General features: G+C 42.6%; 22 protein-coding genes and 1 pseudogene. 20 read left to right on the top strand and 3 right to left on the bottom strand.

All coding sequences use genetic code 11. From position 1 onward, the window contains the following. Nucleotides 1–91 precede the first annotated feature (91 nt). The 5 genes from ACTO17_RS05575 (at nt 92) to ACTO17_RS05555 (ending at nt 4,648) form a co-directional block, all read left to right on the top strand. Nucleotides 92–574, top strand: coding sequence for a DNA methyltransferase (locus ACTO17_RS05575; protein WP_482557195.1), 483 nt, complete (start codon nt 92–94; stop codon nt 572–574). A gap of 92 nt (nt 575–666) precedes the next feature. Further along, nucleotides 667–891, top strand: coding sequence for a hypothetical protein (locus ACTO17_RS05570; protein WP_482557194.1), 225 nt, complete (start codon nt 667–669; stop codon nt 889–891). A gap of 2 nt (nt 892–893) precedes the next feature. After that, on the top strand, nt 894–2,990 hold the full coding sequence (locus ACTO17_RS05565) for a DEAD/DEAH box helicase family protein (protein WP_482557193.1): 2,097 nt from the start codon (nt 894–896) through the stop codon (nt 2,988–2,990). Between the two features lie 17 nt (nt 2,991–3,007). Beyond that, the gene (locus ACTO17_RS05560; RefSeq protein WP_482557192.1) at nt 3,008–3,196 is read left to right on the top strand and encodes a hypothetical protein; all 189 of its coding nucleotides are present in this window, start codon (nt 3,008–3,010) and stop codon (nt 3,194–3,196) included. 360 nt (nt 3,197–3,556) lie between these two features. Next, nucleotides 3,557–4,648, top strand: coding sequence for a PDDEXK nuclease domain-containing protein (locus ACTO17_RS05555; protein WP_482557191.1), 1,092 nt, complete (start codon nt 3,557–3,559; stop codon nt 4,646–4,648). 196 nt (nt 4,649–4,844) lie between these two features. Here ACTO17_RS05555 and ACTO17_RS05550 read toward each other — a convergent pair. The 3 genes and pseudogenes from ACTO17_RS05550 to ACTO17_RS05540 form a co-directional block, all read right to left on the bottom strand. Continuing rightward, nucleotides 4,845–5,084, bottom strand: a pseudogene (locus ACTO17_RS05550) (DUF6061 family protein). A gap of 519 nt (nt 5,085–5,603) precedes the next feature. Then, complete coding sequence (locus tag ACTO17_RS05545; protein ID WP_482557199.1) at nt 5,604–6,146, bottom strand: ClbS/DfsB family four-helix bundle protein; 543 nt, start codon at nt 6,144–6,146, stop codon at nt 5,604–5,606. 122 nt (nt 6,147–6,268) lie between these two features. Next, nucleotides 6,269–7,165: a helix-turn-helix transcriptional regulator gene (locus ACTO17_RS05540; protein WP_482557190.1), complete on the bottom strand. Its 897-nt coding sequence runs from the start codon at nt 7,163–7,165 to the stop codon at nt 6,269–6,271. Between the two features lie 211 nt (nt 7,166–7,376). Here ACTO17_RS05540 and mutY point away from each other — a divergent pair, with 211 nt between their 5' ends. From mutY to ACTO17_RS05465, 15 genes are all read left to right on the top strand, one after another. Beyond that, nucleotides 7,377–8,465 (top strand): A/G-specific adenine glycosylase, encoded by a 1,089-nt coding sequence (gene mutY, locus ACTO17_RS05535; protein ID WP_172535691.1) that lies wholly within the window; start codon nt 7,377–7,379, stop codon nt 8,463–8,465. A gap of 316 nt (nt 8,466–8,781) precedes the next feature. After that, a complete protein-coding gene (locus ACTO17_RS05530; RefSeq protein WP_172535690.1) occupies nt 8,782–9,798 on the top strand; it encodes a glycosyltransferase family 2 protein in 1,017 nt (338 codons plus the stop codon). Between the two features lie 430 nt (nt 9,799–10,228). Then, complete coding sequence (thiS, locus tag ACTO17_RS05525; protein WP_172535689.1) at nt 10,229–10,423, top strand: sulfur carrier protein ThiS; 195 nt, start codon at nt 10,229–10,231, stop codon at nt 10,421–10,423. Then, nucleotides 10,423–11,127, top strand: a complete 705-nt coding sequence (gene thiF, locus ACTO17_RS05520) for a sulfur carrier protein ThiS adenylyltransferase ThiF (protein WP_482557189.1) — start codon at nt 10,423–10,425, stop codon at nt 11,125–11,127. The genes thiS and thiF overlap by 1 nt, the downstream gene beginning before the upstream one ends. Before the next feature lie 139 nt (nt 11,128–11,266). Next, nucleotides 11,267–12,067 carry a thiazole synthase gene (locus ACTO17_RS05515; RefSeq protein ID WP_482557188.1) on the top strand — a complete coding sequence of 267 codons (801 nt, stop codon included), beginning with the start codon at nt 11,267–11,269 and terminating at the stop codon, nt 12,065–12,067. An 18-nt stretch (nt 12,068–12,085) separates the two neighbouring features. Further along, nucleotides 12,086–13,330 carry a 2-iminoacetate synthase ThiH gene (gene thiH / locus ACTO17_RS05510; RefSeq protein WP_482557187.1) on the top strand — a complete coding sequence of 415 codons (1,245 nt, stop codon included), beginning with the start codon at nt 12,086–12,088 and terminating at the stop codon, nt 13,328–13,330. After that, on the top strand, nt 13,317–14,168 hold the full coding sequence (locus ACTO17_RS05505; RefSeq protein WP_482557186.1) for a thiamine phosphate synthase: 852 nt from the start codon (nt 13,317–13,319) through the stop codon (nt 14,166–14,168). Before thiH ends, ACTO17_RS05505 begins: the two co-directional genes overlap by 14 nt. Further along, nucleotides 14,169–14,816, top strand: a complete 648-nt coding sequence (locus tag ACTO17_RS05500; protein ID WP_482557185.1) for a TlpA family protein disulfide reductase — start codon at nt 14,169–14,171, stop codon at nt 14,814–14,816. Nucleotides 14,817–15,262: 446 nt separating this feature from the next. Continuing rightward, entirely contained in the window at nt 15,263–16,288 is a 1,026-nt protein-coding gene (locus tag ACTO17_RS05495; RefSeq protein WP_172535685.1) for a glycosyltransferase family 2 protein, read from the top strand. A 17-nt stretch (nt 16,289–16,305) separates the two neighbouring features. Beyond that, a complete protein-coding gene (locus ACTO17_RS05490; RefSeq protein ID WP_172535684.1) occupies nt 16,306–16,914 on the top strand; it encodes a hypothetical protein in 609 nt (202 codons plus the stop codon). A 2-nt stretch (nt 16,915–16,916) separates the two neighbouring features. Next, on the top strand, nt 16,917–17,954 hold the full coding sequence (locus ACTO17_RS05485; protein ID WP_172535683.1) for a lysylphosphatidylglycerol synthase transmembrane domain-containing protein: 1,038 nt from the start codon (nt 16,917–16,919) through the stop codon (nt 17,952–17,954). Between the two features lie 139 nt (nt 17,955–18,093). Then, nucleotides 18,094–18,636 (top strand): RNA polymerase sigma factor, encoded by a 543-nt coding sequence (locus tag ACTO17_RS05480; RefSeq protein WP_482557184.1) that lies wholly within the window; start codon nt 18,094–18,096, stop codon nt 18,634–18,636. Nucleotides 18,637–18,673: 37 nt separating this feature from the next. Next, on the top strand, nt 18,674–19,420 hold the full coding sequence (locus ACTO17_RS05475) for a hypothetical protein (protein ID WP_172535681.1): 747 nt from the start codon (nt 18,674–18,676) through the stop codon (nt 19,418–19,420). Further along, complete coding sequence (locus ACTO17_RS05470) at nt 19,408–20,283, top strand: ABC transporter ATP-binding protein (RefSeq protein WP_482557183.1); 876 nt, start codon at nt 19,408–19,410, stop codon at nt 20,281–20,283. The genes ACTO17_RS05475 and ACTO17_RS05470 overlap by 13 nt, the downstream gene beginning before the upstream one ends. Nucleotides 20,284–20,348: 65 nt before the next feature. Then, entirely contained in the window at nt 20,349–21,500 is a 1,152-nt protein-coding gene (locus ACTO17_RS05465; RefSeq protein ID WP_482557182.1) for a hypothetical protein, read from the top strand. The last annotated feature ends 76 nt before the right edge of the window (nt 21,501–21,576 follow it).

Genomic DNA, 21,576 nt, shown 5'->3' with positions numbered 1-21,576 from the left:
AGCGAAAGTATAATAAAATCATCTGCCCTTATGAAAGCCTTAAAATACCTTGTTCAGCAAAAGGAGCACTATTTATAATAGTTGTAAAGTGGTGTTTTATTTAAAACAAAACAGAATAGTTTTTCCAGGTGATTATGAATTCCTTAAAATATCAAAACCTCAATTAAGGTATTTTAAAGATGAAGATGAAGCTAAAGCTTTGAAAAAAACAGGAAATATTGCTGGTATCTCTGCTACAACAACTCAATTGCCTGATTTTGTGGGAATGACAAAAGAGGGGACAAAAGACTTGGGAAAATTATTTGACAAAAAAGCATTCCCTTATCCTAAGCCTGTAGAACTTTTGAAATATATTATTTCTATTGGAACAATAAATAAAGAAAATGCTGTTATACTTGATTTCTTTGCTGGAAGCGGAACGACGGGGCAGGCATTATTTCGATATAATGCAGAAAATAAGAAAAGCAATCGTCAAATTATCCTTTGCACCAATAATGAAAACAATATTTGCAAGGACGTTACATATGAACGTCTGAAAAGAGTAATTGAAAAGGAAAAATATGTGAAAGCCTGAAGTATTACAAAATCGATTATATTCCAATTAGTGACCGTTTATATTATGAGTATGCTGATGAATTGCTTCTGCATATCCGTGAACTGGTAGAATTGGAAAATGGAATTGATTTCATAAATAATTCAGAAGTTGCAATTATCCTAACCGAAAAAGAAGCAGACGATTATATTAATCGGCTCAACAAGGATTCAGATTGCAAAATAATTTATTTAGGACATGATATACTTCTTTCTGGTGAACAGGCAGAAAAGGTGCGAAAATTAAATATTAAGATAAATAACATTCCTGATTATTACTATAGGGAGTTGGAGGGCTGAATATGAACATAGAGTTGGCAGATTTCCAATTAAAAGCAATTGCAGACTTGATGGAGGCAATGGAGTTTGACAAAAAAGAAATCATTTTGAAAAGCTGTACCGGAAGCGGAAAAACGATTATTTTAACACACTTTATGGATGAGTATCTGAAAAGTTATAACAAGCAGGTATTTATTTGGCTTACTCCGGGAAAAGGAAATCTTGAGGAACAGAGCAAGGAAAAAATGGATAGATACATTCATGGAAGCCGAACAAAATTGTTATGCGACGTTATGGCAGGCGGATTTGAAGAAAATGACTGCTGCTTTATCAATTGGGAGAAACTCACCAAAAAAGGTAATAATGCGTTAAAAGACAGTGAACGGGTTAATTTTTTGGATTGCATCTTCCATGCCTTAGAAGAAGGACTGACATTTAAAATTATTGTGGATGAATCTCACCAAAATGATACCATTAAGGCGGAAGAAATTATTGATTATTTTAAAACTGAGAAGATTGTGCGATGCTCTGCAACACCAAAGAATTATAAGGATGCATATTTAATTGAAATCCCGGAAGAAGATGTCATTGCAGAAGGGCTAATAAAAAAATTGCTGCTTATTAATGAGAATTTTGAACAGAATATAAGCGTTGAAGATCAGGTTTCTTATCTCATGGATAAGGCCCTTACAAAACGCCGCAAATTGCATTCAGAATTTTTGAGAAGGAAAGTTGATGTAAATCCATTGATAGTTGTTCAGTTACCTAATAAGTCGGATGTTCTTTTGGAGAGCATCGAAACCTATCTTTCTGCACAAGGAATTACATATGAAAATAATCAATTAGCGGTATGGCTTGCAGATAAGAAACAAAACTTAGAGTCCATTTCGGAAAATAATGCGGAATCAATAGTCGTAATTATTAAGCAAGCTATTGCGACGGGATGGGATTGTCCAAGAGCACATATACTTGTCAAGCTGCGTGATAATATGAGTGAAACATTTGAGATTCAGACTATTGGAAGAATCCGCAGGATGCCGGAAGCAAAACATTATGAAGACGATTTGCTGGACTGCTGCTATCTTTATACTTTGGATGAAAAATTTACAGAAAATGTAAAAAGGAGTTTAGGGAAAGGGGCTTTGGAAGAAAGGGACTTGACTTTGAAACGTGAATATAGTCACTTTACCCTTATTTGCCAGCAAAAGACAAATGTTCCTTTCCCAAGAGATGCAAAATTGGCGTTAAAGGTCATAAAGAAGTATTTTTCCAGCCAATACAATCTGGATGGGAAAGCTATAGAAAACAGAAAAAAGTTAGAAGCACACAAATATGATTTCAACACAGATATTATAGATTATACCAAGTCAGGAGAACTGGCTACTTTGTCCAAAGAAGAATTTGATAATTTGAATGAAATAAAAATCAGGGAAAAATTAACGACACACAAACATGGAAAAGAATATCATCATTGTGTTGCTGAAATTGGAATGAAGGTAGGTCTTGATTACAATAATATGAATGCAATCATGCGCAAATTATTTTTGAAAGATTTGCGTTCGGAGTATACTCTTTTGATATTAGAAATCAGAGAGTTGTATGCATTTGTCATTAATAATAAGCGCCGATTAATTGATGATATCCGTATTGCAATGGCATCAGAAACGGCACAGATAAAGATAGAATCGAATATGGTAACTGAAAAACCGTGGAGTTTTCCATTAAATTATATGTTTGCGTATGACGGCAGTGCTAAAGATCAAATGGAACTGATCAAAAAGGTATATAAAGGGTATAGGGCTTCAGCGGAAGTTCGATCAGAACCTGAAAAAATATTTGCAAAATACTGTGAATCCAATAATCATGTAGAATGGTTCTACAAAAATGGAGATAAAGGCAACGAGTATTTTTCTATTGTGTATGAAGATAATGCTGGAAAACAAAAATCTTTTTATCCCGATTATATAGTCCATGATACAGAAGGAAATACATGGATTATAGAAACAAAGGGAGGTATAGTGCGTCAGGATAAGCAAAGTTCTGAACTATGTATCTGTACAGAAGAATACTCAAATGATATAAAAGACGATAATTGGAAACTGTTAAAAGAAATATTGTAAGCATTGAGGAGAAAAATATGGGTACTCAAGAAAATGATAAAAAGGTCTTAATCTATTTTTATTATCTTGCTCTTACAAGACAAAAAGAAGCATCGGACACATCTACATATGACATTGCGCAAATTACGAATATTTTTTCAAAAATGCTGGAATATACTTTGAAAAAGAGTCTAAAAAGACAGAAGACAAGAGTTGACTTTTGCTGAAAAAGTTGTATGGCTGGATTCGTTTGAAGACATGGGAAATGGAAATTATAATATTACTTTTAAATCAGCAAAATACAATCATGTCCGTAATGAAATTAATACAGAAACAATGGAACCTATGTTATGGTAGAAATTATTTATATGATGATATTGATCGCATATGTATTTTTAGCCCTGATTGTTCCAGCATCAGCTATAAAATGGCTCATTTCAATCAGTGTATTTTTCTTAATGCATATTTTGTTGGGCATGATGGAATGTGTTACGCAAATGTATTTGACCTTTTGGAAGGATAAGAGATAATTTGTATCTGACAATGAATGATTTTATAATGAATTGATACATACTATGGAGGAAAAGATGAAAGCCGGCATCAAAAAGCAAGAGGTAAAATTTATCGTGACTGATGAATACAGGGAATGGATTGCTTTGATTAAAGACAGGATTAGAAACAGTCAGATTAAAGCATCTATTAAAGTGAATAGAGAACTATTAGAACTTTATTGGCATATTGGCGCGGATATCGTAAATCGGCAGAAACATTCAAAATGGGGAGAAGGTCTTTTGCGGCAGATGAGTATTGATTTAAAAAAGACATTTCCTGATATGGCAGGATTTTCAGAAACGAATTTGAAAACGATGCGGCTATGGTACCGCTTTTATGCAAAAGCTGTAAATGGTCAACAAGTTGTAGACGAATTGAGGTCTGATGATATTTTCCGGCTGATAACAACAATTCCGTGGGGACATAATCAGCGTATTATTTTTAAATGTAAAGATGTGCGTGAAGCTGTTTTTTATGCACAGTATACTTTAGAAAATAATTGGAGCCGGGATGTATTGGAACATCAGATTGAAAGCGGATTATATGAGCGTAAGGGAAAAGCCATTACGAATTTTAAGGATAAACTTCCTGCCAATGCTTCTGATTTGGCTGTACAGACATTAAAAGATCCATATAGTTTCGATTTTTTAACGATGCGAGATGATTATGATGAAAAAGAATTGGAAGATGCTCTGGTAAATCAAATTACACAGTTCCTGTTGGAGTTGGGAACGGGGTTCTCCTATGTGGGACGTCAGGTTCAGTTACGGGTTGGAGAGCGTGAATTTTATATTGATTTATTGTTTTACCATATTAAGCTGCATTGCTATGTTGTTGTGGAACTTAAAACAAAGAGATTTGAACCGGAGTATGTTGGAAAATTGAATTTTTATGTTACCGCAGTAAATAAACAATTAACAGGAGATGGTGATAATCCGGCAATAGGCTTGCTTATTTGTAAAGATAAGGATAATGTTGTGGCAGAATATTCTTTGGAAGAAGTTTCGCAACCGATTGGTATTGCGGGATATGAATTAAGCAACGCTCTCAGCAAAGAATATCAACGCAGTCTTCCTACAATAGAAACGTTGGAATCTGAAGTTGCGAAAATGATGGATACAAAATAGTCTGCAAGTTGTAGACTATTTTGTATCCATATCGTTTGGTACTAAACTGTCAGAATTAATAAGTTATTTCTAAACAATTCCTAATGATTTATTATTGTAAAACTTCGTTCATATATGATGTAAGTGTGAGCAGTTTTACAAATAAAGAGCGAACGGGTTTATATTTTGACCAGTCCTCTATACAAAGAAAGATATATTACCACAACTCTAATGAGTCTTCCGCATCTATCCACATCTGCATACCGCCCTCAAGATACAGCGTTGCATATTCAAGGGGATTGTCTATTGCCAAAGCATTTAAGGTATATTCAGAGTATGGTGTTGTTTATAATCCTTCTTCTGCTTTTCCGCAGTCTATCCGTAAAACATATCCGTCAAAAGTGGTTACATCAATACTGTTATGGATCATATTATATGTTGCATGAATAAACCTCATATCTTTTTTCGTCCTTTCTTCTTGTGTTTTGGAGAAATTTGTGAAAGCATTCCAATCAGTTCTTCCTGTCCTGTTCAATTCATGTTATAATTTGTTACAGGTTTTTCTTTCCCTTATTTTTGCCCTTATGAAGGTTCGTAACATGAGGGCAAAGGATATAACACAAGGGAAAGTATAAGGGCAAGCTCACTTGTTATAAATTTAGCATTTACAAGGGTTTGCGGACTTTTTGAAGATAAGATATAACAGTTATTAAATGCTATAAAAAGTGTCTTATCAGAATTCCGATTTGTATAATTGTAATGTGTTTGAAAATACTGTGAAAATGTTACCTGCAGCAGCCAGAGAGAACAATCTTGAAGTTATTTCAATTCATCTTTTGAAAAAGAAGAATATTATCTTCCGTATCGTTAATAAACGGCGAAAAATGCACCCGTGAGAGCAGCCGCGGTATAAATTCATTCCATTTTCAGCAGCTAATATCTCTTTTGCTTTCACGAAGTGCATGGTCTGTCCTCCCTATATGTTGGCGCAATTTTTCCTGTGTGCTTTCAGTTTTTTCATTGCCCAGTCATAATGACTTGCGGTAACGCTGACGAAATAAGAGCCCAGGGTGCTTCCTCCTACCCATTGATAAACGCCTTTCGAAAACAATTCCTCATTTGAAAAAGTTTTCGCCAGTTTTATTACTTTGCCATGAGAGTGCTGAAACATATTCTTTGCATCCTCTAAGGAGGTAGACTGGTGTTTTTTCCAAAATTCCACATTCATATCTCCATAGGTTTTCCAATTATAAGGCTCCGGGAGAAACGGCTTATGTTCGCCATTCTGATTGGATTGTACCCAGTGTAACAAAAGCTGATGCCATTCATAGAGATGGATGAAAATATCACGAAGATTTTTATCTCTGTTCCAATGAGCCTCTTTCTTTTTTTCATCATGTGAAAAATCAAAGGAAGTCTCTAATTCTTGTTCTGTTAATCCGGAAACAAGAGTGTGTAACTTTTCATAATTAGCGGCTGCGGCTGTCAGTAAATCTGTTTTTGTTGTTGGTCTGCTCATAGTTCGTTCCCTTTCGTTTTTAATTATAATAGGATTTACAGGCAAATGATACCACACATATCCCGACACCTTGTGTCAAGATTTATATCTTTCGGGCATTCCATTATGACTCTCCGTCCGTTTCACAAGGTATATTTTTCATAGATTTTCTTTGCCTGCTCTGCCACGATGTCTTTAAGATACGCAGGCTCTATAATATCTACCTGGGTTCCGAATGACAATAAATACCCTATTAGCCATGCGTCCTCTGGCATTTCTATAGATACGATTAAATCTCCATTTTCTTTTCTGCTGATCCTCGTTTTGTCAAATTCATCATAAACACGGTAAGTCATATTTTTCGGGAAACGCAGTACAATTGTATGGTAGGATTGCGCCAGTGTTTCGTCCGGCTCCGGGAAAGAATTTTTGCAGAAACTTTCCGTGAGAATTTCTAAATCTATCATGCGGGTCAGCTTAAAAATACGATAATCCTGTTTTTTTGTACAATATGCTTTTAAATACCACGACATAGACTTATAGGATATTTTAAAGGGCTGGACAATTCTTTCGCTAATTGTTCCATAGGAATTTGCATAAGTTATTTTTACGCATTTTTGATGAATTATGGCTGATTGCAGTAATTTAAATTTCTCATTGTCGGTTCCGTTATCGCCCCATCTGGAAAAATCCACTTCAAGCCAGTTTTCCGAATTCATATGAAAGATGGCAGAAAGCTTCTGCAATGTTTGATTGCTGCCAAGATTGTTTGCAGAATTGATACTTTGCAGGGCTGTTAGAATTTCCTGCTTTTCTTCTTCTGACAGCACCGCTTTATCTAAAACAAAATCATTCATCAGATAAATGCCGCCGTTTCGCCCTGCTTCTGCATAAACAGGAATACCCGCGCCGCTTAGGGCGTCAATATCCCTGTAAATCGTCCTTACGGACACTTCAAATTTTTCTGCTAATTCTGGAGCAGTGGCCCGTCCTTTATCGAGTAAATGATACACAATTTTAAATAATCTGCTTTCCTGCATTGCCGGTTCCTCCTCGTATAATAGAATACCATCAAAATCCTGACACTATATGGCAACATTTATTATAATCATTTTTCTGCTCATTTCAAGCTACGTACCGCCCAACGGTTCAAATATTAGTTTGTATCTTGAAAATTCTCTGTGATTAAGATAAGATTAACAATGTAAAACCTACGTCTGTAGCGAAAAATCCCGAATCGAGGTACATTTCATGATAGAAAAATTCCCTTTTAAACAAACGGTAGCCCCTTTGCTTGAGTGGTTTCAGAACAATGCAAGAACCCTGCCCTGGCGGGAGTCTCCAACCCCTTACCATGTCTGGGTATCTGAAATTATGCTTCAGCAGACCAGAGTAGAAGCAGTGAAACCGTACTTTGAACGATTTATCAAAGCGCTGCCTGAAATTGCCGCTTTGGCAGAATGTGAAGAAGAAAGGCTGCTGAAATTATGGGAGGGCTTAGGCTACTATAACAGGGTCCGGAATATGCAGGCAGCGGCCCAAACAGTGGTGCAGGAACATGGAGGCCAGCTGCCGGCAGATTATGAAAAGCTGTTGAAATTAAAGGGAATCGGCCATTATACCGCAGGAGCCATTGCCTCCATTGCCTATGGAATTCCGGTTCCAGCGGTGGACGGGAATGTTCTTCGGATTATCACAAGAGTATCCGCAGATGATTCTGACATTATGAAGCAGTCCTTCAGGACAAAAGCGGAGAATGTTTTGCAGAAGGTGATTCCAGAAGAGCAGGCCGGTTCTTTCAACCAGGCCTTGATGGAGTTGGGCGCCACAGTCTGTCTGCCAGGCGGCGCGCCCCGGTGTGAAGTATGCCCCTGGGGAGGTTTCTGCGAATCTAAAAAACAGGATCTCTGGACAAGGATTCCGGTAAAAAGCAAAGCCAAACCCAGAAAAATCGAAGAAAAAACAGTGTTTATCATACAGGATGAAGAAAAAATCGTCCTTCGCAAACGACCGGCCCGGGGACTTTTGGCAGGTTTGTATGAATTTCCCAATACCGGCGGCCATCTGACGGAGGATGAGGCGCTGCGTTGGCTGAAGGAACAGAATTTATCGCCCATCCGTATTCAGAAGCTGGAGCCGGCAAAGCATATTTTTTCCCACGTGGAATGGCATATGACCGGATATGTGATCCGTGTGGACGAGCTTTCCCGGCAGAAGGGAAACATGATGTTTGTGGAACGGGCAGAGTCGGAGGAGCGTTATCCTATTCCGGCGGCTTTTGGCGCATATACAAAATATATGAAGATCCGCCTGGGCAATGAGAAGTTTTCAGATGATTAAAAAAGAGGAGCCGGTGCGCTGTTTTGCACCGGCTTTCATATGAAAAAGATTTATATAAAAAAGTGAGGATACACTGTTTTATCGGGAGGACCTTGCCCGAAGGCAAGGCTATGAAAAAGATATTCATTTATGAAAGAAGTAATGTTTTCTTCTATGGTTGTTAGTATAGAGGCTAAATGTGACTTCGGTGTGTTAATAATATGAGAAATATGTAAAAAATATATGAACAAATTTTATTTTGATTCCTGGGGCAAAATGTGTATAATAAAAAAGTATGGTCTTATCATAGTGAATGTAAAAACAAAGGAGAAGAGGCATGAAATTATTATCAGTTGCAATTCCAAGTTACAATTCAGAGGATTATTTGGAGCATTGTATAGAATCACTGCTGGTTGGCGGGGAGGATGTGGAAATAATTGTGGTAGACGACGGTTCGAAGGATCGGACGGCAGAAATCGCAGACAAATATGCTGAGAATTATCCCACCATCGTGAAAGCCATTCATCAGGAAAACGGCGGACACGGAGAAGCGGTCAATGCGGGAATCCGCAATGCTTCCGGACTTTATTTCAAAGTGGTGGACAGCGACGACTGGGTGGACGGGGAAGCATACAGGCAAATCCTGTCTGCTTTGCGGGAATTATCCGGAGGAAAAACAGTTCTGGATATGTTAATCAGCAACTTTGTCTATGAAAAAGAAGGGGCAAAACATAAAAAAGTAATGAAATATACAGGAACCCTTCCGGAAGGCAGGATTTTCGGCTGGAATGACGCAAAGCATTTCCGCAAAGGCCAGTATATCCTGATGCATTCTGTGATTTACCGTACCCAGCTTCTTCGGGAATGCGGACTGGAGCTGCCGAAGCATACTTTTTATGTAGATAACCTTTTTGTTTATGTTCCGCTGCCCTATGTGAAAAACATGTATTATCTGAATGTGGATTTTTACCGCTATTTTATCGGCAGGGAGGATCAGTCTGTGAATGAGAAAGTGATGATTCAGCGGATTGATCAGCAGATTAAGGTAAACAAAATTATGGTGGAAACGGTGGATTTGTGGAAACTTCCCAACCGCAGGCTTCGGAAATATATGTTTAATTATCTGGAAATTATTACGGTGGTGTCGACGATTATGCTGATCCGTTCCGGCACCAGGGAGAATTTAGAGAAGAAGAGGGAGCTCTGGAAATATCTGAAAAATTATGACATTCGTCTGTTCTGGCATCTGAGAAACGGAATTATGGGCCAGGCCATGAACCTGCCGGGAAAGGGCGGAAGAAAAATATCAGTTGCCGCCTATAAAATCTCCCAGAAGGTGGTTGGATTTAATTAGACAAAAGAATCTGACTGGCGCTGAAACAAAAACATAATTGCAGGCGAATGCAGCGACGAACAGATAAAGAAACAGATAAAGAAAGTTAATTGATTCTTGACAGCCTTAGAAATATGAATTATAATCTCAGGCAGAGTGTTGGAGAAGTTTTAGAGCGCATTTGAAGCATGCTCTGGGATAAGACCGCACGAAGGGGTACACCACCGCGGGTGTAGTTCTTTCGTGGCGGTCTTTTTTTATCTTATAGGAAAGAACTTGCCGCTATAAAGCGTTAAAGTCCATGACGTTCCTTTAGGAGTGACGGTTCTTCGGAACACCTTAGACGCAGTTGGCAGTTATTAATTATTCGATGTACTAGATATAAAAAGTTCGCTCTGGGCCAGAAACTCTCTGGAAAACTGCTCCGCACAAAATTTCAGGAGGAATGACAATGACAGTCAACGGTGTAAAAAAAGAAATTTCTGTTCAGCTCTCTCTGTCAGAGCTGCTGCGGCAGGAGGGATTTCAGACAGAGAGAATTGCAGTGGAAAGAAATGGTGAAATTGTGCCCAGGGGTTCCTATGAGACAACCTGGATCAGCAATGAGGATCAACTGGAAGTGGTGAGCTTTGTGGGAGGGGGCTGATGAAAAAAGATTGTGAATTGAGGAAAGAGAAATTGCCGGGGAACAACGGAGTCATGGAAGGCAGAGAAAAGCCCATAAGCCGCCGTCAGTTAAAAGAAGCGCTTCTGGAGCGGTATACTCCCGAAATGTATGAGAAAATTTCCGGCAGTTCTGCGGCAATTGCAGGTCTTGGGGGCCTTGGCTCCCAGATTGCAGTGATGCTGACAAGGGCAGGGGTGGGAAAATTATTTCTGGTGGATTTTGACCGGGTGGAACTTACAAATCTGAACCGGCAGGCATACGATATTTCCCATTTGGGCCGTCTCAAAACAGAAGCGTTGTTGGAGATCCTGAAAAAAATCAACCCATATCTGGAAGTGACAGCGGCGGCAGAGAAAGTGACGGCAGAAAATGCAGGGAGTTTCTTCCGGGAATATCCCATTCTCTGCGAGGCTTTTGACAATCCTGAGCAGAAAGCAATTCTGGTGAATACGGTATTGGACCAATGCCCCAAAACAACAGTGATTTCCGGAAGCGGTATGGCAGGAGTTTCCTCTGCAAATTCCATTGCCACCAGAAGGAAAATGAAGCGGCTGTATCTCTGCGGGGATGGGGTAACGGATCTGGATGAAGCTACCTGCCTGATGCCCTCACGGGTTATGGTATGCGCGGCTCATCAGGCCAATATGGCAATCCGGCTGATGCTGGGGAAAAAAGAAGTTTAGAACTACAGCGAACTTTTATATTTGGATACGAAGGTCACTGCCGGATTGCCCTTTGACACACAAATTGGGCAGCGTTCCGGCGAATTAACTGCGGACTGCGGCTAAGGAAGTATTTGTACATAAGAAAGGCAGGAGAACAATGGAAGAAGAAAAAAGAATCCAAAAAAATCTAAAGAGCGATCAGTTAATTCTGGGCGGGCGGGAATTTTCCTCAAGATTTATTTTAGGCTCGGGGAAATATAATGTGGAGATGATCCGGGCGGCGGTGGAACAGGCCGGGGCGGAAATAATCACATTGGCGGTTCGCCGGGCCAACTCTGACGGGGCGGGAAAGATCCTGGATTATATTCCGGAGGGCGTGACGCTTCTGCCCAATACCTCCGGCGCCAGAACCGCTGAAGAAGCAGTGAGAATTGCAAGGCTGTCCAGAGAGCTTGGCTGCGGGAATTTTGTAAAAGTGGAAATTATGCGGGACGCCAAATATCTGCTGCCGGATAATCAGGAGACGGTAAAGGCCACGGAGTTGCTGGCGAAAGAAGGTTTTACAGTGCTTCCGTATATGTTTCCGGATCTGAATACGGCAAGAGATCTGGCCCAGGCGGGAGCGGCAGCGGTGATGCCGCTGGCCGCGCCCATCGGTTCAAACCGGGGACTGGCCGCAAAGGATTTTATTCAGATATTGATTGATGAAATTGAGCTGCCGGTTATTGTGGACGCGGGAATCGGCAGGCCCTCCCAGGCATGTGAGGCAATGGAAATGGGAGCGGCTGCAATCATGGCCAATACGGCAATTGCCACGGCGGGAGAGATCCCTTTGATGGCCCAGGCATTTAGAAAGGCAGTCGAGGCAGGCCGGGAAGCGTATCTTTCCGGCTTAGGAAGAGTGCGAAAGACAGGGGGCGAAGCGTCCTCTCCGCTGACAGGATTTTTGCGGGAATGATCTTTGAGGAGGCAGAGTATGGAAACAAACCAGAGGAACACAAACCACATGGAATATCTGGAAGGAATGGAACAGTTACAATCCGATATTTTTGACAGGGTTCTGGCGGCCCGGGAAAGCTATCAGCCGGAATCCTATACCTGTCAGGATGTGAGAAAGGCATTGGAGGCAGAACGCAGAACGGCAGAGGATTTTGCCGCATTGCTGTCTCCGGCGGCAGAGCCTTTTTTGGAAGAACTGGCAGCCAGGGCAAAGGAGGAGACACAGAGACAGTTCGGCAGTTCTGTGTATCTGTTTACCCCCGTTTATATTTCCAATTACTGTGAAAATCACTGTGTATACTGCGGATTCAACTGCAAAAACCAGATTCACAGAATGAAGTTAAGTCAGGAGGAAATTGAAAAAGAAATGGCGGCAATTGCAGAAACCGGACTGGAAGAAATTCTGATTCTCACTGGGGAAAGTCCTGGTCAGGCTGATATGAAATACATTGGAGAAGCCTGCAGAATTGCCCGGAACTATTTTAAAATGGTGGGGCTTGAGGTATATCCCATGAATTCAGAGGATTACAGGTATCTGCGGGAATGCGGGGCAGATTATGTAACGGTGTTTCAGGAAACTTATGATCCCAAACAGTACGAAATCCTGCACCCGGCAGGGCCGAAGAGGATATTTCCCTATCGTTTTCATGCACAGGAGCGGGCGCTGCAGGGAGGAATGCGGGGCGTTGCCTTTGCCGCATTGCTTGGGCTGTCAGATTTCCGCAAAGACGCCTTTGCCGCAGGACTTCATGCCTATTATATTCAAAGGAAATACCCCTATGCGGAAATTTCCTTTTCCTGTCCCAGACTCAGGCCGATTAATCCGAAAGCCGGAGCATATGCAGATACAGAATCAAAGCCGGATGAAACTACCATACATAGAGAACGAAAGTCAGATGAAACTACGGCATGGACAGCCTGGCAGGAGGTTACAGAGCGTCAGCTTCTGCAGGTTATGTGCGCCTGCCGGCTGTTTATGCCCTTTGCAGGCATGACAATTTCCACCAGGGAACGGGAGGAATTTCGGGATCATGTAGTTGGAATGGCAGCCACTAAAATATCAGCGGGAGTCAGCACCGGAATTGGAAATCATTCCAAAGAAGTGACAGGACAGGGAGACAGCCAGTTTGAAATTGCAGATCACAGGAACGTATCAGAAGTGCTTGCTGCCCTGAAATCTCGGGGACTGCAGCCGGTGATGAACGATTATGTGTACGTTTAAGCTGATTGCAGTTTCCGATTACGGACTGTACCGGAAGTTTGGCGGGAACGGAACTTTGGAAGAATATGCAGAATTTCTGGCTAAGCTTGCCGCACCCGGGAAGGAATACCTGCCCAGACGGGAAGCAAATGAAAGAGGGACAGATGTGCCGGTGAGGAAAGCGAATGGAAGAGGAAAAAATGTGCCGGTGGGGAAAGCGAATGGAAAATGTGCAGATGCGTCAGTGCAGGAAAAGTTTCCGAAAAGACCGGATATGTTAATTGTACGGGAGAAAAATCTGCCGGAAGAAGCATATCTGGAACTGTTTGGCCGAATTTGGAATTTATTGGAAACGATAAAAGGCCCTTCGGCTTTGCTCATTCCCCATACCCACCTGCCCACAGCCCATAAGACAGGATGCCCAAGTTTGCATCTGCCGCTGTCTCTTTTGAAAACATATCGGCGGGAGCCTGCTTTTTCCAAAAATAACAATCTTTTGTCAGAAGTGAAGCATATCGGAGTTTCCATTCACTCTTTGGAGGAAGCAAAAACGGCGGAAGAATTGGGGGCTTCTTACCTGACGGCAGGCCATATTTTTGCCACTGACTGTAAAAAGGGCATACCGCCCAGAGGAACTGCATTTCTGGAAGAAATCTGCCAAAGCGTAACCATACCGGTGTATGCCATCGGCGGGATTCATCCTGGGAATCTCCATGAGCTCCAAAAGACAAATGCCGCCGGGGCCTGTATGATGTCGGAATATATGAAATTAGAGATGGATATTGCAGAAAATGATCGGCAGTGGTATGATGATTTGGAGATTTACAGAGAAATGTATGAAAAAGGAGAAAATTGGTAAATGAGAAATCATAAGAAAAGAACCGGCATATTAATTCTGTCAGGCATATGCTGCCTGGCTTTATGCACCGGCTGCGGAACCGGCGGGAAAAACAGCGGAGAGAAGGAGCAGAATGAGAAAGTCCAGTCTGCAGACACAGACTCCCTTCAGGAGCCTTTGGAATCCGGGGAACAGAAGGTGGAAGAGACAGAGCGGATCGGCGAGTTTTCCATGAAGGATATCGAAGGAAATTCTTTTACCCAGGAAATGTTTGCTGAGTATGATCTGACCATGATCAATGTGTTTACTACCTGGTGTACACCCTGTGTCAATGAAATTCCGGATCTGGAAAAACTGTCCGGGGAAGTGAAAGAGCAGGGGGTGAATGTTGTGGGCATTGTGCTGGACGCAGCAGATGGCTTTGGCGGCGCAGATGCAGAAACAGTGGAGAAAGCCAAGCTTCTGGCAGAAAAAACAGGGGCAACCTATCCCTTCCTGATACCGGACGCAGGATATCTGGGCGGCAGGCTTGCAGGAATTAATGCAGTTCCGGAAACTTTTTTTGTGGATAAAGAAGGGAATATCGTAGGGGAAACTTATTCCGGAAGCCGCTCTCTGGAGGATTGGAAAGAGATTGTGGAAAAGGAACAGGGGCAATTGTCTCAGTAGGAACATCAAGAAAATTATAGAAATCATGGGGCTGTTGCATTAAGAAATAAAACTACAGGATATGGTATAAATTCTATTTACAAAATCTTGTATGTTTACGTCTTAATGCGGCAGCCCCATTGTATTACTCCGGCGCGCAGCGTTTTTTTGCTTTTAGATGTACCCTTCTCTGCAGTATGGCAGATTGCCATTCTGACATAAATGTAAGATAAATGTAAGATAAAGACAATGCAGAATTAAGAAAGATTACGTATAATGAAGAAAATTGATGCATAGCCATAGAATGGCCGCAGATGCTTGCTCTATTCCAGCGCGTGTTTGAAAAATCCTTTAGGGATAATTGTCGATTTTAGAAAAATTTAAAAAATATTAAGAAATTTTATGAAGAAATATCAAGAATATTTTCGTTAAATAAGATAGAAGCAAAAAGCAACAGGAGAGAAAAAATGAAAAAAGATATTACATTTACAGTACCCTGCTACAATTCAGAAGATTATATGGAGCGGTGCATTGACACTCTGCTCAGCGGAGATGATTGCGTGGAGATTATTATTGTGGATGACGGTTCTACCGACGGCACAGGAGAAATTGCAGATAATTATGCCAGGAATTATCCGGAGATTGTCCGGGTGGTGCACCAGGAAAACGGCGGCCATGGGGCCGGGGTCAATGCAGGGCTTGCGCTGGCAGCGGGAAAATATTTCAAGGTTGTGGATTCCGATGACTGGCTGGACGAAGAGGAGCTTAAAAAGCTGCTGCAAAGAATCAGACAGTGGGAAAAGAGCGGCGCAGAGGTAGATTTAATTATATGCAACTACATCTATGACCACTTTTATGAAAATAAAACCAAACGGATGGGCTATAAAAATGTGTTAAGGGAGAATCAGATCTGCGGTTGGAATGATATCCGGCATTTCCGTCCCTCCCAGTATTTGGTGATGCATTCCCTGTTTTTCAGGACAGAAGTACTGAGACAGTCAGGAGTGAAGCTGCCCAGGCATACCTTTTATGTGGATAATATTTTTGCCAATCAGCCGCTTCCTTATGTGAAAACCCTGTGTTATCTGAACCTGGATATGTACCATTATTTTCTGGGCCGGGAGGATCAGTCAGTGAATGAAAAGGTTCTGATGCAGCGGATTGATCAGCAGATCCGGGTTACCAAGCTGGTTTCCGGCTGCAGTGATTTGGAAAAAGTCAGGGAAAAACATCCCAAGCTGGCAGATTACCTGACCCGGAATATTTCTATTATGATGGCAATTTCATCCATACACCTTCTGCTGATTGGGACGCCGGAAGCGTGGGAAAAAAGGGAAATGCTCTGGAATTATGTGAAGAACCATGACAGGAAGCTTTACCAGACGCTGCGGTTTCGGACCTTAAGCGGATTTACCTTCCTTCCGGGCAAATTTGGTGCAGGGCTTACATTGGCAGGTTACAAGACGGCGCAGAAATTTTACAAATTTAATTAGAAAAAGAGGCTGATAAGATGGATAAAATATATTTGGCATTAGTAGATACACCAGGATTGTTCGCATCAATCATACGCAGAGTGATAGGAATTGATTACATACATGTGGTGCTTTCCATGGATGCAGAACTGAATGAGGCATACAGCGTGGGCAGAAGGAACCCGGCGGTTCCGATTCTGGCAGGCTTTGAGAAAGAGGACGCCAGGAAAATTGAAGAAGTGTTTCCCACAGCAAAATACAAGATTGTAAGCATGGAGTGCACAAAGGAACAGAAGGAAAAGATTTCCAGACAGCTGCAGGAATGTTTTTCCAGAAGATTTCGTTTTCATTATTGTATCCTGGGGCTTCCCATGTTATTATGTAATATACCCTTTTACCAGAAGAATCATTATACCTGTTCTTCTTTTGTGGCCAGCATTCTGGAAGAGAATGGGTTTGATTTGTTTGGCAAACACTTTTCACTGGTAACTCCGAGGGATTTCTATGAACTGGAGCATACCAGTCTGGAATTTGAGGGAACGCTGCGTGAATTTAATGAGAGCTGTCTGCGTTACCCTGTCAAGAATCTGGGAATTTTCCGTCAGGCAATGCGGAAATTGTCTTATGTAATGAATGGAGCAGTATAGTTATGAATCGGAAGAATTTAATCAGTGCAGGATTTCTTTTATTGTTGGTGGCGCTGACCGTAAGCGCTATTTTGAAAGGAAATGATATGGCGGCAGTGATTGCGGCAGTGAAAAAACTGCATCCGGCCTATTTGTGCGCCGCCGCTGCCACAGCAATCTTTTTTGTATCGGCAGAAGGGATGATGATTTGCTATCTTCTGCGGTCGCTGAATTACAGAACGAAGGCGGCCACCTGTATTAAATATTCTTTTGTGGGATTTTTCTTTTCCGGAATTACGCCTTCTGCCACCGGAGGGCAGCCCATGCAGCTTTATTATATGCAAAAAGAGGGCCATAAAGTATCAGACAGCACCGTAGTGCTTATGACGGTAGCCGTAATTTACAAATTTGTGTTGGTGGTTATGGGGGTGGGAATTCTGATTTTTTATCACGAACCCCTGTCGGTGTATCTTAAAAATTATCTGTATCTGTACTATCTGGGCCTGTTTTTGAACACGGCTCTGGTGGTGATTTTGCTGTTTATTATGGTAAGCCCCAGGTGCTTCAAGGGAATCGTAATCGGCGGAGAAAAGATTTTAAAGAAATTCCGCTTGCTGAAATCCTCCAGAGAGCGGACGGACAAATTGATTGATATGGCCGATCAGTATCATGAAGCAGTGCTGTTTTTTTTGAAAAACAAAAGTAAGATTATGGCCGTTATCGCCTTTACGGTGGTGCAGCGGTGCAGCGTCTTTTTCCTTACCTGGCTGATTTACCGGGGACTTGGACTGGAGGGAACCGGCGCCTTTACGGTAATGAGCCTGCAGGCGGCCATTTATATCGCAGTGGATATGCTGCCTCTCCCGGGCGCTCAGGGCATTACGGAGATGATGTATAAAACGGCATATTCCATGATTTTCCCGGGAGCTTTTCTTACCGCTTCCATGTGTGTGACCCGGGGGCTGAATTTCTATCTGGTACTGATTTTAAGCGCAATGGTTTCTCTGTGGTGCCATCTCCGTTCCGGAAAAGCCGGAAGAATGGCGGCGGAGATGTATTAGAGAATGTGATAGAAGGAGTGCAAAGCTGAAAAAAGGCTGCTGCGCTTCTTTTTTTGTATAAAAAAATTCAGAATGATAAAACCTTTGATACAGTTGATGCGTTATATTAACAGAACACACAGCAAAGGAGCGCAAGACCGTGAACGACAGAGAACTGATCCGGGAAATCCAGCGGGGAAAAAAAGAATATCTGAATACCATTGCAGAGAAATATTATGACGATATTTACCGTTTCTGCTGCTATCAAACCGGGAGCCGCCAGGATGCCGGGGATTTGACCCAGGAGACGTTTCTGCATTTTATCCGATCGGTGGAGCATTACTGTTACCGGAATTTGAAGGGATATCTGCTTACGATTGCAAGAAATGTGTGTATGGATTATTTCAGGAGCGCAAAACGCAGGCAGGAGAACGAAGAGCTCTGGCAGCAGGAACTCCCGGAAGGAAAAGAGCATGTTGTGAAAGCCAGAACATGTCAGGAGGAAATTCTGGTTACCATGCAGCAGCTGACGGAGCATCTTCCGGGGATGCAGCGGGAAGCAATGATTCTGTATTACGGATATGGGTTTAAATATCGGGAAATTGCCCGGATGACAGAGACGGGGATTGGAACGGTAAAATCCAGAATCCGCCAGGGCACAGAAAAATTGAAAAAAAGCCTGAAGAAAGAGGATTTGCAGTAAAAGCGAAGAACATAAAAACGGGAAAAAGGAGGAAACAGTGAAAGAAAAAATTGTTTTAGAGGAAATTTCAATTGATCAGCAGGAGAAAGGGAGGATTCTTCAAAAGCTTGAAGAGGCGGCAGAGCAGAAGCAGTATTGGCGTTGTCCGTCCTTCTGGGAAATATTCCGGGGACAGCTGAAATATATTTCCGGATTCTGCCTGGGCGGGCAGCTGCTGTGCGTATGTCTGACCGTGGTTTTACTGGGCTATTTCCAGTGGAAGGGAGAAGGGATGCTGACGTATCTTGGGACAGCTTCCGTGGCGGCTTCCAGTATGGGGCTTTTTCTGGTGGCAGAGCTTGGCAGAAGCAGAGCCATTGGAATGATGGAATTGGAGCAGTCCTGCTATCTGAATTTTAAACAGGTGTGGTGTGTGAAAATGATATTGTTCGGCTGCCTGGACATTCTGCTTCTTACGGTGATGGTGGCTGTGGTTGCAAAAAATACCTCCTGCGGCCTGTTTCGGGTTTTGGTGTATCTTCTGGTGCCCTTTGTGCTGTCAAACGCCGTGCAGCTTCTGGTATTTACCATGCTTCGGGGAAGAAGAGGGGAATATCTGCAGGCAGGGGCGGCCGCAATGTGCGGAATGATATCTCTGGTTCCCTTAAGCAGTCCTCAGTGGTATGCCAGGACGTATTTTGGAGTGTGGGTATTTGCACTGGCGGCAGCTGTTTTGTGCCTGATACGGGAAATAAATTTGATTTACCGCAGGATGGAGGAAGGAGAGATGGTATGTTGGAATTGAAATTAGACAGGGTGAGCAGGCATTATAAGCAGAAAATTGCAGTGGACCGGCTGGAATTTACGTTTCGAAAGGGAATTTATGGATTGCTTGGAGCCAACGGAGCAGGAAAAACCACGCTGCTGCGCATGATGGTGGGAGTACTGAGACCCACTTCCGGGGAAATTCTCTGCAATGGACAGGAAATTGGAAAAATGGGCGGGGAATACCGGATGAAACTGGGGTATCTGCCTCAGGAATTGGGATATTATCCGAATTTTACAGTCTGCCGTTATCTGGAATATCTGGCAGAATTAAAGGCGGTGCCGCCGGAACTGGCGCGGGAGAGAGTAGAAAAGCTGCTGAAAATTACAGGGCTTCAAGGATCGGGAAAGGAAAAAATCAAAACCCTTTCCGGAGGCATGGTGCGGCGGTTAGGCATAGCCCAGTCGCTGCTGAATGATCCGGAAATTTTGATTCTGGATGAACCTACTTCCGGGCTGGACCCCAGGGAGCGCATTCGGTTCCGGAACATGATAAGCTCTCTGGGACGGGACCGGATGGTGCTGCTTTCTTCCCACATTGTGGCGGATATTGAATATATTGCAGATGAAATTCTGCTGATGAAAGCAGGGAAGATCACAGAATCGGGAAATCTGCAGGAAATCTTACAGACAGTGGATGGAAAAGTGTGGGAATGCATAAAAACGCCGGAGCAGGCAGAGAGGCTCAACCAGGAATTTACCATCAGCAACCAGAAAAATACAGAGGACGGCAGGGTGGTTCTTCGGATTGTTTCAGACACTCAGCCCGCAGAGGATGCAGCGCAGATTTCCCCGAATCTGGAAGACGTGTATCTATATGGAATGGGAGAAAATCCTGGCTGATATTCAACCGGTATTTGAATATAAAAAGTTTTTCAGGGAAACGGAGATTTGACAGGAGGCAGAGTATGAGATTGTTTAAAATGGAATTTTACAAGATAACGGCAAGGCCGGTGATGAATCTTGCATTGCTTGCGATGATCGGTTTTTTTCTGTTTATTCTGTATCAGGAGGCAAGCGGAACCAGGACGGAAATAGACGGAACAGTATACCAGGGATTGGAGGCCGTCAGGCAGGACCGCCGGCTGGCAAAAGAGTATGAAGGCCCTTTTACCATGGAAAAAGCAGAGGCTATTGCAGAACGGTTCGGATTTTCCGGTTATATCGGCAGAGAAAATATGGAATATGCTGTGGTCAGGGAGGGGAATTTCTGCAGCCAGTTTGTTACGGATAAGCTGACAGATTTTCTGCAGACGGAACAGCGGCCCTCGGGTTTTTCTTCCGGGGACACCTGGGAGAATTATGGAAAATATTTTGTAAGCGGAGAGTTTCAGTTTGGTTATACCAGAGGATGGGAAAAACTGCAGGATATCTGGCATCTTGCGGTGACTTCATTAAATATCTGGCTGATCCTGATGGCGGCGCCTGTTTTTTCTGAAGAATACAGCCGGAATACCACGGAAATTCTGCTGACCACAAATCAGGGAAAATCCAGGGATATCCGCCGGAAAATAGAGGCAGCTATGGGACTTGGATGTATGGTCTGTGTTTTAATGATGGTTCTGCTGTTTGTGATGACAGGGGTATTATACGGATGGGATGGATTGGAGGCAAGCGCAGGTATTGCTTTGCCCCGGGCCGATTACGGCAGCATCGGGAATTTTCTGGGATTATTGTTTCTGGCAGGTTTGGCGTCTGTTCTGTTAAATGTAGGCATCACGCTGTTTTTATCTTCAAAGTGCAGGCGTCCCGTATCTGCTGTGACAGCGGGAGTGATTTTGTTTGTTCTGCCTTTTGGGGTGGATCGGGTTCTGTTTCCGATGCTGTTGGGAATGGGTACGGCCAATTATTACTGGGGATGGGTTTTCATGGATCTGATGCGGGTTTCCTGCTATTCCATGCCGGTGTATCTGCCGCATCCGGGAATTTATACCGTGCCCCCTCAATGGCTCAGGTATATTCCTGTGATAGCAACAATGACACTGGGAATTACTGTCTGGCGGGGGCATCAGAATTACCGGCATTCGGGCATGGGCAGGAGATATTACTCCGGCGGTTAAATATCGCAATATCTTACTTGTCCAAACCTCCATCTGCTGCGTTGTGCCCGATAAAGCGGGGCAGACCCTCATCAAT

It is taken from the genome of Petralouisia sp., assembly GCF_056822245.1.
Note: the sequence above shows the minus strand (reverse complement) of the source record. Positions and strands in the feature narration are given on the sequence as shown.

Excerpts from the sequence above, each read along its gene's own strand:
- thiH (WP_482557187.1), top strand. The coding sequence starts at position 12,086 with ATGGAAACAAACCAGAGGAACACAAACCACATGGAATATCTGGAAGGA.
- ACTO17_RS05565 (WP_482557193.1), top strand. The coding sequence starts at position 894 with ATGAACATAGAGTTGGCAGATTTCCAATTAAAAGCAATTGCAGACTTG.
- ACTO17_RS05540 (WP_482557190.1), bottom strand. The coding sequence starts at position 7,165 with ATGCAGGAAAGCAGATTATTTAAAATTGTGTATCATTTACTCGATAAA.
- ACTO17_RS05500 (WP_482557185.1), top strand. The coding sequence starts at position 14,169 with ATGAGAAATCATAAGAAAAGAACCGGCATATTAATTCTGTCAGGCATA.
- mutY (WP_172535691.1), top strand. The coding sequence starts at position 7,377 with ATGATAGAAAAATTCCCTTTTAAACAAACGGTAGCCCCTTTGCTTGAG.
- ACTO17_RS05495 (WP_172535685.1), top strand. The coding sequence starts at position 15,263 with ATGAAAAAAGATATTACATTTACAGTACCCTGCTACAATTCAGAAGAT.
- ACTO17_RS05485 (WP_172535683.1), top strand. The coding sequence starts at position 16,917 with ATGAATCGGAAGAATTTAATCAGTGCAGGATTTCTTTTATTGTTGGTG.
- ACTO17_RS05490 (WP_172535684.1), top strand. The coding sequence starts at position 16,306 with ATGGATAAAATATATTTGGCATTAGTAGATACACCAGGATTGTTCGCA.
- ACTO17_RS05470 (WP_482557183.1), top strand. The coding sequence starts at position 19,408 with ATGTTGGAATTGAAATTAGACAGGGTGAGCAGGCATTATAAGCAGAAA.
- ACTO17_RS05505 (WP_482557186.1), top strand. The coding sequence starts at position 13,317 with ATGTGTACGTTTAAGCTGATTGCAGTTTCCGATTACGGACTGTACCGG.
- ACTO17_RS05515 (WP_482557188.1), top strand. The coding sequence starts at position 11,267 with ATGGAAGAAGAAAAAAGAATCCAAAAAAATCTAAAGAGCGATCAGTTA.
- ACTO17_RS05560 (WP_482557192.1), top strand. The coding sequence starts at position 3,008 with ATGGGTACTCAAGAAAATGATAAAAAGGTCTTAATCTATTTTTATTAT.
- thiS (WP_172535689.1), top strand. The coding sequence starts at position 10,229 with ATGACAGTCAACGGTGTAAAAAAAGAAATTTCTGTTCAGCTCTCTCTG.
- thiF (WP_482557189.1), top strand. The coding sequence starts at position 10,423 with ATGAAAAAAGATTGTGAATTGAGGAAAGAGAAATTGCCGGGGAACAAC.
- ACTO17_RS05530 (WP_172535690.1), top strand. The coding sequence starts at position 8,782 with ATGAAATTATTATCAGTTGCAATTCCAAGTTACAATTCAGAGGATTAT.
- ACTO17_RS05545 (WP_482557199.1), bottom strand. The coding sequence starts at position 6,146 with ATGAGCAGACCAACAACAAAAACAGATTTACTGACAGCCGCAGCCGCT.
- ACTO17_RS05555 (WP_482557191.1), top strand. The coding sequence starts at position 3,557 with ATGAAAGCCGGCATCAAAAAGCAAGAGGTAAAATTTATCGTGACTGAT.
- ACTO17_RS05465 (WP_482557182.1), top strand. The coding sequence starts at position 20,349 with ATGAGATTGTTTAAAATGGAATTTTACAAGATAACGGCAAGGCCGGTG.